The following is a 12619-nucleotide window of genomic DNA, read 5'->3' on the forward strand; positions in this document are numbered from 1 at the left end:
AACTGACAGGGAAACCGGAGGTCAGAAATGAAAGACGCAACAGATATTCACGCGGTGATGACCGAGATTGGCAAACGCGCCAAGGCCGCCGCGGCCGAGCTGGGATTTGCCAGCGCCGAACGCAAACACGCGGCCTTGATCGGGGCGGCGGATGCGGTGTGGAAGAACCGCGCCGAGATCATCGCCGCCAACGCCAAAGATCTGGAATATGGCCGCGAAAAAGGGTTGAGCCCGGCGATGATGGACCGGCTGATGCTGGACGAAGACCGGATCATGGGCATCGTCAATGGGCTGCGTGCGGTGGCGGAACAGGCCGATCCCGTGGGCGAGGTGCTGGCCGAATGGGACATGCCCTCGGGGCTGCATATTCGCCGGGTGCGCACGCCCTTGGGCGTCATCGGGGTGATCTATGAAAGCCGCCCGAACGTGACAGCGGATGCCGGTGCGCTGTGCCTGAAATCGGGGAATGCGGTGATTTTGCGGGGGGGCTCGGAAAGTTTTCATTCCTCGGGCGCGATTCATGCCTGTCTGGTCGAGGGGCTGAAAGCCGCCAACCTGCCCGAGTACGCGGTGCAGCTGGTGCCCACGCGCGACCGCGCCGCCGTTCAGGAATTGTTGACGATGACCGATTATGTGGACGTGATCGTGCCCCGTGGGGGAAAAGGCTTGGTTGGCTTGGTCCAGCGCGAGGCCCGCGTGCCCGTGTTCGCCCATCTGGAGGGGATCGTGCACGTCTATGTGGACAAGGACGCCGATCCGGCCAAGGCTCTGGATGTGGTTCTGAATGCCAAAACCCGCCGGACGGGCATTTGTGGGGCGGCAGAATGTCTTTTGATTCACAAAGACATAGCCGACACTCTGGGCGCTGATCTGGTCAATGCGCTGATCAAGGCTGGCGTTGAGGTGCGGGCCGAGGGGCTGAATGGCTCGGTCGCAGCTGCGCCCGAGGATTGGGGGAAAGAGTACCTTGATGCCATCATCGCCGCCAAGGTTGTGGATGATGTGGATGGGGCGATTGCGCATATCCGGCAATATGGTTCGAATCACACCGATTGCGTGATCACGGAAAACGATGCCGTCGCGAACCGGTTCTTTGAGCGTCTGGACAGCGCGATTCTGATGCGCAATGCCTCGACTCAGTTTGCCGATGGGGGCGAATTTGGCATGGGTGCCGAGATTGGGATCGCCACCGGGAAAATGCACGCGCGTGGCCCGGTGGGGGCGGCTCAGCTGACCAGTTTCAAATACCTGGTAGAAGGCGACGGCACCACGCGCCCCTAAAACGTGATCGAGGCCGAGGTGTCGCCCTGAGTTACCTTGGCCGTTCGCCCCAATTGACCCAGCAATCCGGGCAGCAGGGCAAATTGCACCTGCCCGGCGCTGACCTCCAGCGGGTTCACCGGGGCCGATTGCAACAGCGGCCACAGCGATTCGTCCATCTGAATGCGCCGTCCCTGGCCGGTCAGAACCCACGCTGCTCCATCATGGTTAATCACGATGTCGCCGCCAAGGGGCAGGGCGCTTTCCAAACACATCACAGCCAGAAAGGCGGCCCTGAGGCTGGGCCGATCAGGTGGAATATCCGATTGATATTCAACGGTAATTCTGGCCCCTTTCGAGATGTCGCGCAAAATGGTGTTGATCTCTTGCAAGGTGACGCTCTGACCTTCGCCAGCCTTGCCGAAGGCGACACGGAAAAACCGGACGCGGGCATTCGCATTCTCAACGCTTTCCGCGATCAGGGACAGCTCGGGCGAGGGCGGCATCCCCATCAGCAGCAGCTCCAGCCCGTTCCCGATGGCCCCGATCGGACTGATCAGATCATGGCAGATGCGCGACCCTATCAATGTGCTTAGTTCGACGCTATTGTGCGGCAAATTCTTCCCTCCGAAAGTGAGCCCATGGACGATTTGAATGCCTTTCTGGAACCTGGAATGCGGGTTCAGCACCCTGGTTGCCCCGAATGGGGGATTGGTCAGGTGCAATCGAACATTCGCGGCAAAATCACCGTGAATTTTCCAGATGCCGGAAAGGTCGTGATCGACGGGTCCCGTATTGTTCTTACTCCGGTCTTTGATGACTGAATGTGGTTAACGTAAAGCTAACACAACTTGGGGTTTAGTAAACCCTGGCCTCACCTGTTGCTTTTCCAGCATGGCTTTCCTACAAACAGGCCCAGACCGACAGGATCGCAATAAGATGCCCGAGAATTCACCGCAATACCTTGTAAAGCTTGCAGAATCCGAGGCCGAGCTGCGTGCGGCCCAGGGGCTGCGATACGAGGTTTTTATTCGCGAACTGGGCGGATCGGGGCCGCTGGTCGATCATGAACAGGGCTTGGAAATTGATCGGTTCGACCCGTATTTCGACCATCTGATCCTGCTGGATCAGGCGCGTGGCGGCGATGTGGCGGCGCAGATTGTCGGGGTTTACCGGGTGTTGCGCGATGATCAGGCGGCGGCTCTGGGGCAATTTTATTCCGAAGACGAGTACGACCTGACCCCGTTGAAACAAAGTGGGCGCAGGCTGTTGGAACTGGGGCGGTCCTGCCTGCACAAAGAGTATCGCGGCGGTGCGGCCATGTTCCATTTGTGGAATGCTCTGGCGTCCTATGTATTTGAACACAAAATAGAAATCCTGTTCGGAACGGCCAGCTTCCACGGCACCGATCCGCAGAAACTGGCCCAGCCTCTGTCGATGTTGCATCACAACCATCTGGCGCCCGAGGGGGTGCGGGTGCAGGTGCGCGGGCACAGCAGCACGCGGATGGATCTGGTGCCGCCCGAGGCGCTGGATCGTAAGGCGGCCATGCTGGGGGTGCCGGCCTTGATCAAGGCCTATCTGCGGCTGGGGGGCTTTGTCGGAGAAGGGGCCTTTATCGACACGGATTTCAACACGACGGATGTCTGCTTGATCATGGATACCGCCCGCATGAACGAGAAGCAAAAATCATTATACTCCAAAGGGGTTACGGCGTGAACCTAAACTGGGACATGCCCCCGGAACCGCCCCGCGCAAGCCTCGGCCTTCGGGGCTGGAGCCTGGCGCTTGGGCGTGGCATCCCCCTGGCGTTTCTGGTGTTCGGAGGGCTATTGCTGCTGTTGCTGGTGCGCCTGTTCGAGCGGCCGCTTTTCGGGCTTCAGCGCCCTGTTACGCCGCATATCACGCAGTTCGTGTGCCGTAATGCCTTTCGGATCATGGGGTTTCGATTTGAAACCAAGGGGGATGTGATGCGGCAACGCGGTGCCGTGGTGGCCAATCACTCGTCCTGGCTGGATATTTTCACGCTGAACGCCCGCAAACGAATCTATTTCGTGTCCAAAGCCGAGGTGGCCAAATGGCCGGGCATCGGCTGGCTGGCGCGGGCGACGGGGACTGTGTTTATCCGGCGCGACCGCAAAGAGGCGAAAGCGCAGCAAGAAATCTTTGAAAACCGTCTGCTGGCCGGGCATAAGCTGCTGTTCTTCCCCGAGGGAACCTCGACCGATGGTTTGGTGGTTTTGCCTTTTAAATCAACGCTTTTTCAGGCGTTCTTTACAGATCACTTAAGGCATGAGATGCACATCCAGCCAGCCACGGTGATCTATACGCCACGCAGCGGTGAAGACCCGCGGTTTTACGGCTGGTGGGGCGAGATGGATTTCGGCTCGCATCTGCTGAAGGTGCTGGCGAATCCGCGTCAGGGGCGCGTGAAAGTGGTGTATCACCGGCCCGTGCGGGTGGATGATTTTCCCAACCGCAAAAGCCTGGCCGCCTATGCCGAGCAGACCGTGCGCAGCGCGATGCCGGATTAGCCTTTCCAGATCCAGCCGCCGCCCAGAATGCGCGATCCTGTGGTTTCGTAGAACACGCAGGCCTGACCGGGAGAGACGCCTTCTTCGGCGGTTAGCAGTTCGACCTCGGCGGTGGTGTCCGTCAGGGGGCGGATGATTGCCTCGCGCGGGGGGCGGGTTGACCGGATTTTAACCGACACATGCCATTCCTTTTGCGAGGTGAGCGGCTCATCGCCCAGCCAGTTAATCTCGCGTACGGGGACGGTGCGGGTGGACAGCAGCTCTTTGGGGCCGACGACGACCTGCTTGTTTTCGACGTCCAGCTTGACCACGTACAGGGGCTCGGACAGCCCGCCAATGCCCAGGCCGCGGCGCTGGCCGATGGTATAGTGGATCACGCCGTTATGTTCGCCCAGAACGCGCCCGTCTGCGTGAACGATCTGTCCGGGCTCGGCCGCGCCGGGGCGCAGTTTTTCGATCACGGAGGCATAATTGCCATTGGGCACGAAACAAATGTCCTGGCTGTCGGGTTTGTCGGCCACGGCCAGGCCATATTTCGCCGCCAGCGCGCGCGTCGCATCCTTCGAGGGCAGGTGCCCCAGCGGAAAACGCAGGTAATCCAGCTGCTCGGGCGTGGTCGAGAACAGGAAATAGCTTTGGTCGCGGTTCGCATCCGTGGCGCAGTGCAGCTCGGGGCCGTGGGGGCCCATTTTACGCTGGATATAATGTCCGGTGGCCATGCAGTCGGCCTCCAGGTCTTTGGCGGTCTCCAGCAGGTCTTTGAATTTCACGCGCTCATTGCAGCGGATGCAGGGCACGGGCGTGGCGCCACCCAAGTAGCTGTCGGCGAACTCGTCGATCACCGCCTCTTGGAAGATGTTTTCATAGTCCAGCACGTAATGGGGGAAGCCCATTTCCTCGGCCACGCGGCGGGCATCGTGAATGTCGATCCCGGCGCAGCAGGCGCCCTTCTTGGCCAGCGCGGCCCCATGATCATAGAGCTGTAGCGTGACGCCGACGACATCATAGCCTTCCTCGGCCAGTTGCGCCGCCACAACTGAGCTGTCCACGCCGCCGGACATGGCCACCACCACCCGCGTTTCCGACGGCGGCTTGGCAAAGCCCAGTGAGTTCAGTTTTGTCGTCTCGTCCAGCATGATGCGCATTCCCATGGAAGTCTGCGAGAATATAGGAAAATCCTAACTACTCTCAAGTCCCGGTTTCACTCCCTGTTAAGCACCCCGTTCGATTGTGGTGCAAAGAGCGAGGAAAACGGGATGTATCTGAAAAAGGTTGAAGGGCCCCGGGCGGTGACTCTGCCGGATGGTCAGATCATGACACAGGCTGATTTACCCCCCAAAGACACGCATAGGTGGGTGGCCCGGCGCAAGGCTGCGGTTGTACGTGGGGTGTTGTACGGGTTGATCACCCAGGATGAGGCATTGAAGCGCTATGGCCTGAGCGAAGAAGAATTTCATGAATGGTGTCAGGCCATTGCTAGGCATGGGGAGGAGGCGTTAAAGGCCACGGCCCTACAAAAATATAGACAACTTTAACGATAGTATACTATTTGTTCTTTTACGGTAACGAGTGATTAACCTTTATTCGCCACGGTTGAATTGAATTACAAGCAATTTGCGGAGAACGAATATGCGTGTGCTGCTGGTAGAGGACGATCCCACCACATCGAAAAGTATCGAAATGATGCTGACCCATGCGAATCTGAACGTCTATACGACCGATTTGGGTGAGGAGGGGATCGATCTGGCCAAGCTGTATGATTACGATTTGATCCTTTTGGACCTGGGCCTGCCGGATATGAACGGGCACGAAGTGTTGCGCCAACTGCGGCTTGCACGGGTAGATACGCCCATCCTGATCCTGTCGGGGGCGGATGATACGGACAATAAGATCAAGGGGTTTGGCTTTGGCGCCGATGACTATATGACCAAGCCTTTCCATCGCGAAGAACTGATCGCACGCATTCACGCCATTATCCGGCGCTCAAAAGGGCATTCCCAGTCTGTTATCCGCACGGGCAAGGTGAACGTGAATCTGGATGCGAAAACGGTCGATGTCGGTGGCAAGACAGTACACCTGACCGGCAAGGAATATCAGATGTTGGAACTGCTTAGCCTGCGCAAAGGCACCACGCTGACCAAAGAGATGTTCCTCAACCACCTATATGGTGGCATGGATGAGCCCGAATTGAAAATCATCGACGTGTTCATCTGCAAATTGCGCAAGAAGCTGAGCCAGGCGACTGACGGTGAAAATTATATCGAAACAGTCTGGGGCCGCGGCTATGTTCTGCGCGATCCGAATCCAGCGGGGATGCCGGCGGATCAACTGGCGATAGGGGCCTAAGCCAAGTCGCTCACGGAACAGGCTGGACCTTATAGCATTGCCCCCCTATCACTTTGGCCAATGGACTTGGCCAAGTGTAGCAGGGGGCAAATGTGTTCGAACAAATTGCTGTAGATGATCTGACTCAAGATCAGGCCAAGGTTGAGCTAGACCGCCTTGCGAAACTTATAACGCAGGCCAATGAGGCGTATCATAGGCATGATTCTCCGGATTTGAGCGATGCAGAGTTCGATGCGCTCAAGCATCGCAACCATCAGATTGAAAAGCGTTTTCCTGACCTCAAACGCGCAGATAGCCCCAGTGAGAAAATTGGTGCGGCCCCGGCAGAGGGGTTCGGGAAGGTCACTCATGCAGTGCGTATGTTGTCTCTTGGCAATGCGTTTGAAGAGGCCGATGTTGTCGAGTTTGACGAGTTTGTTTGCAAGTTCCTGGGGGCGGTGCCCGGTAGTGTCAGCTATACGGCCGAGCCGAAGATCGACGGGCTTAGCCTGTCTCTGCGGTACGAAAATGGGCGTTTGGTTCAGGCCGCGACTCGGGGGGATGGCGTGACGGGGGAAAACGTCACGGAAAACGCAAAAACGATAGAGGATATTCCGCAGATTCTTGACGGTGCCCCGGATGTGCTTGAGGTGCGGGGGGAGGTCTATCTCAGCCACGCGGATTTCGAGGCGCTCAATGCGCGGCAACTGGAAAACAGCGGCAAAGTTTTTGCAAATCCGCGCAATGCAGCCGCAGGATCTTTGCGGCAGTTGGATGCAGAAATCACCCGGTCCCGCCCTTTGAATTTTTTCGCTTACGCCTGGGGGGAATTGTCGGATCCGCTGGCGGAAACGCAGATGTCTGCCATTGAGCGCCTGCAACAGCTGGGCTTCAAGGTTAACGAATTGACGCAAATCTGCCCGGATGTGACCAGCCTGATCGCGCATTATCGCAAGATCGAACAGATGAGAGCGACGCTTGGGTATGACATCGACGGGGTTGTCTACAAGGTTAACGATTTGGCGTTTCAGGCGCGTTTGGGGTTCCGGTCATCGACGCCGCGATGGGCGATTGCGCATAAATTCCCGGCCGAACTGGCCTGGACCCGGCTTGAGGGGATCGACATCCAGGTTGGGCGCACCGGCGCGCTAAGCCCTGTGGCGCGATTGCAGCCAGTGACCGTCGGCGGCGTTGTTGTCAGCAATGCAACGCTGCACAACGAAGATTACATTGCCGGTCGGGATTCGAAGGGCAACGAAATTCGGGGCGGGAAGGACATTCGCGAAGGCGACTGGGTTCAAGTCTACCGCGCGGGCGACGTGATTCCTAAGGTCGCCGATGTTGATCTTGGTAAACGCCCATCCGGCGCGCAGCCATATGTGTTTCCGCAGACATGTCCCGAATGCGGCTCTGCGGCGATCCGAGAAGAAGGGGACGCCATTCGCCGCTGCACTGGCGGAATTATTTGCCCCGCTCAAGCTGTTGAAAAAATGAAACATTTCGTAGGGCGCGCGACGTTTGATATCGAAGGTCTGGGCGCGAAACAGATTGAGATGTTTTATGCGGACTCTGTTCTGCCGATCAGGACGCCAGCCGATATATTTACCCTGGCGCAGCGCGATGCGGCCAATCTGGCCAAACTGGCGAACCGCGATGGCTGGGGGGCTAAAAGCGCGCAGAACCTGTTTCACGCAATTGAGGACCGCCGCCAGATCGGGTTTGGCCGGTTGCTGTTTGCCCTCGGGATTCGGCATGTCGGCGCTGCGGCCAGCAATCTGATTGCCCGGCACTATGGCGAGTGGGCCAATTTCGAAGCGGCGATGCAGCGTGCCGCGTCATTCGAAGGCCAGGATTGGGAGGATCTGCTGTCCATTGACGGTGTGGGCGAGGTGATGGCGCGTTCGTTGGTGACGGCATTCGCGCAAGAACAAGAGCGCGCGGTCATCGACGAACTGGTCGCCCATTTGCAGATTCAAGCGGCTGAAAAACCGGCTTCGGACAGCAGCCCTGTGGCCGGAAAAACCGTGGTTTTCACTGGCACTTTGGAGAAAATGTCCCGTGCGGAGGCCAAAGCGCGGGCCGAGGCCTTGGGCGCGAAAGTGTCTGGCTCGGTCAGTAAGAAAACCGATTTGCTGGTGGCAGGGCCGGGCGCGGGCTCGAAGGCGAAGAAGGCCGCCGAATTGGGGATCAGAACGCTGGACGAAGACGGCTGGCTAGAACTGATCGCGGGCGCATGACGGGCCGTCCGGAAATTCTGTTCCCGCTGTTCGCAGGGTTGGAAACCCTGTCCGGCGTGGGGCCTAAAACGGCGCAGCATCTTGGGCAATTGGGGGTGTATAAGCCGCGTGACTTGTTGTTTTCATTGCCTTATTCTGGAATTGATCGGGCGTTGCGAGGCTCGGTTCGGGGGGCGGTTCTGCCCGATGTTCTGACGATTGAGGTGGTGGTCGGCGCGCATAAAGCCCCCAGAACGCGCGGCGGCGCTTATCGGGTCACGGTCGAGGATGCCGAAACCACCTTCCAGTTGGTATTTTTCCATGCCCGCGCGGATTATCTGAAGCGCCTTTTGCCGATTGGCGAGCGTCGCATCGTGTCGGGCAAGGTCGAAATGTTCGACGGGATCGCCCAAATGGTGCACCCCGACCACGTGGTGCCGCTGACCGAGGCCGACGATATTCCGGTGTTCGAACCTGTCTATCCGCTGACCTCTGGCGTGACCCAGAAACAGATGGCAAAAGCGGTCAGCGCGACCTTGCAGCGCGTGCCCGAATTGCCGGAATGGGTTGATCCTGAACAGAAAAAACAGGCGGGCTGGTCGGATTGGGCCAGTGCTATTCGCCTGGCTCACGCGCCGCGCGCCCCCGAGGATCTGGCAGACAGCCATCCCGCGCGCGCCCGTTTGGCCTATGATGAATTCATGGCGCACCAGTTGACGCTTGCGCTGGCCCGCGCGCAATTGCGCAAATCCAAAGGGCGTCAGACCAAGGGCACCGGGGCGATGCGGGCACGGGTTTTGACCCGATTGCCGTACCGTCCGACGGGGGCGCAGCTGCGTGTGATCGAAGAGATCGAGACCGACATGGCGGCGCCATTACGGATGAACCGGCTGCTGCAAGGGGATGTTGGTGCTGGCAAAACGCTGGTGGCTTTCATGGCTTTGCTGGTCGCGGTCGAGGCCGGGGGGCAGGGGGTCATGATGGCTCCGACCGAGATTTTGGCGCGTCAGCACCTGGAAGGCCTGCAACCTCTGGCCAGCGATGCCGGTGTCGTGCTGGAAATTCTGACCGGCCGTGACAAAGGGGCAGAGCGCCGCGCCAAGTTGGAGGCACTGGCGCGCGGTGACATTCATATGCTGGTGGGCACCCATGCTGTTTTCCAAAAAGATGTGGAATTTCAGGATCTTCGCCTTGCCGTCATTGATGAGCAACACCGCTTTGGGGTGCGCCAGCGGCTGGAGCTGGGAAAAAAAGGCGCGCTGGCGGATGTGCTGGTGATGACCGCCACGCCGATCCCGCGCTCTTTGGCGCTGGCGCAATATGGCGATATGGACGTGTCCGTGCTGGATGAAAAACCGCCCGGTCGCAAGCCGATCAAGACGGCGCTGGTCTCGACTGCGCGCATGGAAGAGGTTGTCGAACATCTGCGCAAGGCGATCCGCGAGGGGCGGCAGGCCTATTGGGTGTGTCCGTTGGTCGAAGAGAGCGAGATCGTGAACCTGACCGCCGCCGAAGAGCGGTTCAAAACCCTGCGGGCTGCCTTGGGCGAGGGGCAGGTTGGGCTGGTCCATGGGCAGATGCCCCCGGCGGAAAAGGACGCGGCCATGGCGGATTTCGTCGCCGGGCGCAGCAGCGTGCTGGTGGCCACCACGGTCATCGAGGTCGGGGTGAACGTGCCCAATGCCTCGATCATGGTGATTGAACGGGCCGAGATTTTCGGCCTGGCACAGCTGCACCAATTACGTGGGCGCGTCGGGCGAGGCAGCGCCGATTCTACCTGTCTGCTGATGTATGATGCGCCGCTGAACGAGGGCGGCACCCGGCGTCTGACCACCCTGCGCGATACCGAAGACGGGTTCCGGATTTCCGAGGTCGATCTGGAAATGCGCGGGGCCGGGGACTTGATTGGCACGGCGCAATCCGGGCTGCCACGGTTCCGGATCGCCGATCTGGAGAGGCAGGCCGCGTTAATGGAAACCGCGCAATCGGATGCCCGCGCGCTCTTGGCGCAGGATCCAACATTGCAATCCCCCCGTGGCCAGGCAGCCCGTGTTCTGTTGTGGTTGATGGAGCAGGATCAGGCAATCCGTTTGATTTCAGTGGGTTAGGCGATTCTGTTCTGCTTTGATTGCGTTTTGTTCGCAAATGTTCTCAAAAAGTTCTTTACTTGCTGTTAAGGATATGGGAACAAAAGAGCAACAAAGGTTAACGCAGGAGACACCGCCATGTTCCGCCAGATTGCCGATATCGTAACCCGCGCCGAGGACACGCTGATTTTCGATGCTTTGGGGGTTGCCGCCTTGGTGGTGATGACCGTCGCCGCGTTGCACCTGCCCAGTTTTGTTTGAGCTGCACCCACAGTTTCTGCCTGCGATCTGATCCACCGGCCGGTGCCCATCTGTCCCAAATGCGGGTGCCGGACAGCCTGTCCCCACGCTTTCGGTTGTTGCCTCTTCCGAATTTCCGGTCCGATCAGCATCGTCACTGACCCGCCGCCTTCGTCCCGAAGCGCGGCGGTTTTTTTAGGCGCAGGCGGTCTCGGCGGCCTTGTCCATCGCTTCCAGCGTGGCCTCAAGCGTCAGCATGATCGAGGCATGACGATTCTTGTATTCACGGGCCGGGCGCAGCACCTCCAGCCCGTCGAAAGGTGGCGCCGGCGTGGGGCCATCGTCCTTTAGCATCGCCTTTAGCTGGTCGCGCGCGGTTTCGATCTGGGCTCGGCTGCATCCAATCGCATTGCCTCCCACCACCGCCGCCGAAGCTTGCCCCAGCGCGCAGGCCTTCACATCCTGGCCAAACGCCGAAATCACACCATCTGCAACCTGAATATCCACCGTCACCGTCGATCCGCACAGAGGCGAGCGCCGTTTGACCGTCGCATCGGGGGTTTCGAGCCGTTCTTCATGTGGGATGTCCGCCGCCAGCGCCAGAATGCGCGCGGAATACAGCTTGATCAGGTCGGTCTCACCGCTCATGGCTTTTCCTTTATCCGTCTGTGGCATAGATAGGGGGACACTTCGCAGATGCAAAAGGTTTATCCCATGTCCTTCGACCCCGCCACGCTGAAATACACTGACCAAGGTCTGATCCCGGCGATTGCGCAGGATCATAAGACCGGGGAAATCCTGATGATGGCCTGGATGAACGCCGAGTCCGTCGCCCGCACCTTGCAGACGCGCAAAGTGACTTACTGGAGCCGCTCGCGACAGGCCTTCTGGATCAAAGGAGAGAGCAGCGGCCACGTTCAGGAACTGGTGGATTTCCGCGTGGATTGCGATCGGGATTGCCTGCTGGTGGTGGTCAAGCAGACCGGCCCGGCCTGTCACACGAACCGGCGCAGTTGTTTCTATACTGCGGTGCGCGATGGCGAAGAGATCGAACTGATGGCCCCTGAAACCTAGGCCAGATCGCTACGCCAGCCCGACCATCCGGCGAATGTCACCGGGCGAGGCTCCGTCTGCCCGGTATTTCGCAATCGCGCGGGCATCGTCGCGTTTGGCCAGACGTTTTCCCGCCGCGTCCCGGATCAGGCGGTGGTGGTTGTAGGTCGGCGTTCCAAGACCCAGAAGTCCTTGTAAAAAAACGTGAATTTTGGTGGCCTCAAAGATGTCTGCGCCCCGGATCACATGGGTAATTCCCTGGGCGGCATCGTCCAGAACGACGCTCAGGTGATAAGAGCCCAGAAATTCACGGCGCGAGACGATGAAGTCGCCAACCTCGGATTTCAGGGCTTCGGGGCGGAAGTGAATGCGCGTGGGCTGGTGGTCGGTAACGTCGCCCATTTCCTCGAAAAACAGATCGGAGAGGCTGTCAAACCGCGCCAACGCCCTATCCAGGTTTATCCGCAGCGCGGCCTCGGTGGGCATGGGCTGGGCCCCGGCGATGTGCCGGTGTCGGCAGGTGCCCGGATAGATCGGCCCGTCGGGGCCAAAGGCCGGTTCCGCACCTTCCTGCGGGGCCGAGGCGGCGGCCAGAATATCGCGCCGATTGCACCTGCAAGGATAGAGCAAACCCTGATCCCACAGCGTTTGCAGGGCAGCGCGATAGGTCTCGTGCCGGTCCGATTGACGCATCACCGGCGCGTCCCAGGTGATGCCCAGCCAGGTCAGATCTTCGTAGATCTGCTCCTCCCAATGGGGGCGGGCGCGGGTCTGGTCGATATCCTCGATCCGCAGCAGGAATTGCCCGCCTTGTGCGCGCGCCATGTCATGCGCCAGCATTGCCGAATACGCATGGCCCAAATGAAGCGGCCCGGTTGGGCTGGGGGCGAACCGGGTGATCATG

At 59.4% G+C, this 12619-nt stretch carries 14 protein-coding genes; 10 read left to right on the forward strand and 4 right to left on the reverse strand.

Going from position 1 to position 12619, the window contains the following annotated elements:
* Window positions 1-27: 27 nt before the first annotated feature.
* A complete protein-coding gene (locus tag ACP15O_RS12000) occupies window positions 28-1281 on the forward strand; it encodes a glutamate-5-semialdehyde dehydrogenase (protein ID WP_425096341.1) in 1254 nt (417 codons plus the stop codon).
* On the opposite strand, the gene ACP15O_RS12005 is transcribed toward ACP15O_RS12000, so the two are convergent.
* Window positions 1278-1877: a histidine phosphotransferase family protein gene (locus ACP15O_RS12005; protein ID WP_425096342.1), complete on the reverse strand. Its 600-nt coding sequence runs from the start codon at window positions 1875-1877 to the stop codon at window positions 1278-1280. The genes ACP15O_RS12000 and ACP15O_RS12005 overlap by 4 nt on opposite strands.
* A 24-nt stretch (window positions 1878-1901) precedes the next feature.
* On the opposite strand from ACP15O_RS12005, the gene ACP15O_RS12010 reads away from it, so the two are divergent.
* From ACP15O_RS12010 to olsA, 3 genes are all read left to right on the forward strand, one after another.
* Window positions 1902-2084 carry a DUF3553 domain-containing protein gene (locus ACP15O_RS12010; RefSeq protein WP_425096343.1) on the forward strand — a complete coding sequence of 61 codons (183 nt, stop codon included), beginning with the start codon at window positions 1902-1904 and terminating at the stop codon, window positions 2082-2084.
* A 115-nt stretch (window positions 2085-2199) separates the two neighbouring features.
* Window positions 2200-2979, forward strand: coding sequence for an L-ornithine N(alpha)-acyltransferase (gene olsB, locus ACP15O_RS12015; RefSeq protein ID WP_425096344.1), 780 nt, complete (start codon window positions 2200-2202; stop codon window positions 2977-2979).
* A 14-nt stretch (window positions 2980-2993) separates the two neighbouring features.
* Window positions 2994-3794 (forward strand): lyso-ornithine lipid O-acyltransferase, encoded by an 801-nt coding sequence (gene olsA, locus ACP15O_RS12020; protein ID WP_425096622.1) that lies wholly within the window; start codon window positions 2994-2996, stop codon window positions 3792-3794.
* Here the strand turns inward: olsA and mnmA are convergent.
* A complete protein-coding gene (gene mnmA / locus ACP15O_RS12025) occupies window positions 3791-4939 on the reverse strand; it encodes a tRNA 2-thiouridine(34) synthase MnmA (protein WP_425096623.1) in 1149 nt (382 codons plus the stop codon). The two genes, olsA and mnmA, sit on opposite strands and share 4 nt — an antisense overlap.
* A gap of 111 nt (window positions 4940-5050) precedes the next feature.
* Here mnmA and sciP point away from each other — a divergent pair, with 111 nt between their 5' ends.
* The 5 genes from sciP to ACP15O_RS12050 all read left to right on the forward strand — a co-directional run bounded on the left by sciP (window position 5051) and on the right by ACP15O_RS12050 (window position 10683).
* Window positions 5051-5329, forward strand: a complete 279-nt coding sequence (gene sciP, locus ACP15O_RS12030; RefSeq protein WP_425096345.1) for a CtrA inhibitor SciP — start codon at window positions 5051-5053, stop codon at window positions 5327-5329.
* A gap of 94 nt (window positions 5330-5423) precedes the next feature.
* On the forward strand, window positions 5424-6140 hold the full coding sequence (ctrA, locus tag ACP15O_RS12035; RefSeq protein ID WP_425096346.1) for a response regulator transcription factor CtrA: 717 nt from the start codon (window positions 5424-5426) through the stop codon (window positions 6138-6140).
* A gap of 92 nt (window positions 6141-6232) precedes the next feature.
* The gene (gene ligA / locus ACP15O_RS12040; protein ID WP_425096347.1) at window positions 6233-8356 is read left to right on the forward strand and encodes an NAD-dependent DNA ligase LigA; all 2124 of its coding nucleotides are present in this window, start codon (window positions 6233-6235) and stop codon (window positions 8354-8356) included.
* The gene (gene recG, locus ACP15O_RS12045; protein WP_425096348.1) at window positions 8353-10443 is read left to right on the forward strand and encodes an ATP-dependent DNA helicase RecG; all 2091 of its coding nucleotides are present in this window, start codon (window positions 8353-8355) and stop codon (window positions 10441-10443) included. Before ligA ends, recG begins: the two co-directional genes overlap by 4 nt.
* A 117-nt stretch (window positions 10444-10560) precedes the next feature.
* A complete protein-coding gene (locus tag ACP15O_RS12050; RefSeq protein ID WP_425096349.1) occupies window positions 10561-10683 on the forward strand; it encodes a hypothetical protein in 123 nt (40 codons plus the stop codon).
* A 174-nt stretch (window positions 10684-10857) separates the two neighbouring features.
* Here ACP15O_RS12050 and ACP15O_RS12055 read toward each other — a convergent pair whose 3' ends face one another.
* Window positions 10858-11310 (reverse strand): iron-sulfur cluster assembly scaffold protein, encoded by a 453-nt coding sequence (locus ACP15O_RS12055; protein ID WP_425096350.1) that lies wholly within the window; start codon window positions 11308-11310, stop codon window positions 10858-10860.
* Between the two features lie 48 nt (window positions 11311-11358).
* On the opposite strand from ACP15O_RS12055, the gene hisI reads away from it, so the two are divergent.
* Window positions 11359-11736: a phosphoribosyl-AMP cyclohydrolase gene (gene hisI, locus ACP15O_RS12060; protein ID WP_425096351.1), complete on the forward strand. Its 378-nt coding sequence runs from the start codon at window positions 11359-11361 to the stop codon at window positions 11734-11736.
* 9 nt (window positions 11737-11745) lie between these two features.
* Here the strand turns inward: hisI and gluQRS are convergent, their stop codons facing one another.
* The gene (gene gluQRS, locus ACP15O_RS12065) at window positions 11746-12618 is read right to left on the reverse strand and encodes a tRNA glutamyl-Q(34) synthetase GluQRS (RefSeq protein ID WP_425096352.1); all 873 of its coding nucleotides are present in this window, start codon (window positions 12616-12618) and stop codon (window positions 11746-11748) included.
* Between the last annotated feature and the right edge of the window lies 1 nt (window position 12619).

The sequence above is a fragment of the Youngimonas ophiurae (nom. illeg.) genome, from assembly GCF_049803795.1.
Classification (GTDB): Bacteria; Pseudomonadota; Alphaproteobacteria; order Rhodobacterales; family Rhodobacteraceae; genus Thalassobius.

What these genes read in the sequence shown, in the direction of transcription:
- ACP15O_RS12000 (WP_425096341.1), top strand. Translation starts at nt 28, where the DNA reads ATGAAAGACGCAACAGATATTCACGCGGTGATGACCGAGATTGGCAAA.
- ACP15O_RS12010 (WP_425096343.1), top strand. Translation starts at nt 1,902, where the DNA reads ATGGACGATTTGAATGCCTTTCTGGAACCTGGAATGCGGGTTCAGCAC.
- olsB (WP_425096344.1), top strand. Translation starts at nt 2,200, where the DNA reads ATGCCCGAGAATTCACCGCAATACCTTGTAAAGCTTGCAGAATCCGAG.
- olsA (WP_425096622.1), top strand. Translation starts at nt 2,994, where the DNA reads ATGCCCCCGGAACCGCCCCGCGCAAGCCTCGGCCTTCGGGGCTGGAGC.
- mnmA (WP_425096623.1), bottom strand. Translation starts at nt 4,939, where the DNA reads ATGCGCATCATGCTGGACGAGACGACAAAACTGAACTCACTGGGCTTT.
- sciP (WP_425096345.1), top strand. Translation starts at nt 5,051, where the DNA reads ATGTATCTGAAAAAGGTTGAAGGGCCCCGGGCGGTGACTCTGCCGGAT.
- ctrA (WP_425096346.1), top strand. Translation starts at nt 5,424, where the DNA reads ATGCGTGTGCTGCTGGTAGAGGACGATCCCACCACATCGAAAAGTATC.
- recG (WP_425096348.1), top strand. Translation starts at nt 8,353, where the DNA reads ATGACGGGCCGTCCGGAAATTCTGTTCCCGCTGTTCGCAGGGTTGGAA.
- ACP15O_RS12050 (WP_425096349.1), top strand. Translation starts at nt 10,561, where the DNA reads ATGTTCCGCCAGATTGCCGATATCGTAACCCGCGCCGAGGACACGCTG.
- ACP15O_RS12055 (WP_425096350.1), bottom strand. Translation starts at nt 11,310, where the DNA reads ATGAGCGGTGAGACCGACCTGATCAAGCTGTATTCCGCGCGCATTCTG.
- hisI (WP_425096351.1), top strand. Translation starts at nt 11,359, where the DNA reads ATGCAAAAGGTTTATCCCATGTCCTTCGACCCCGCCACGCTGAAATAC.
- gluQRS (WP_425096352.1), bottom strand. Translation starts at nt 12,618, where the DNA reads ATGATCACCCGGTTCGCCCCCAGCCCAACCGGGCCGCTTCATTTGGGC.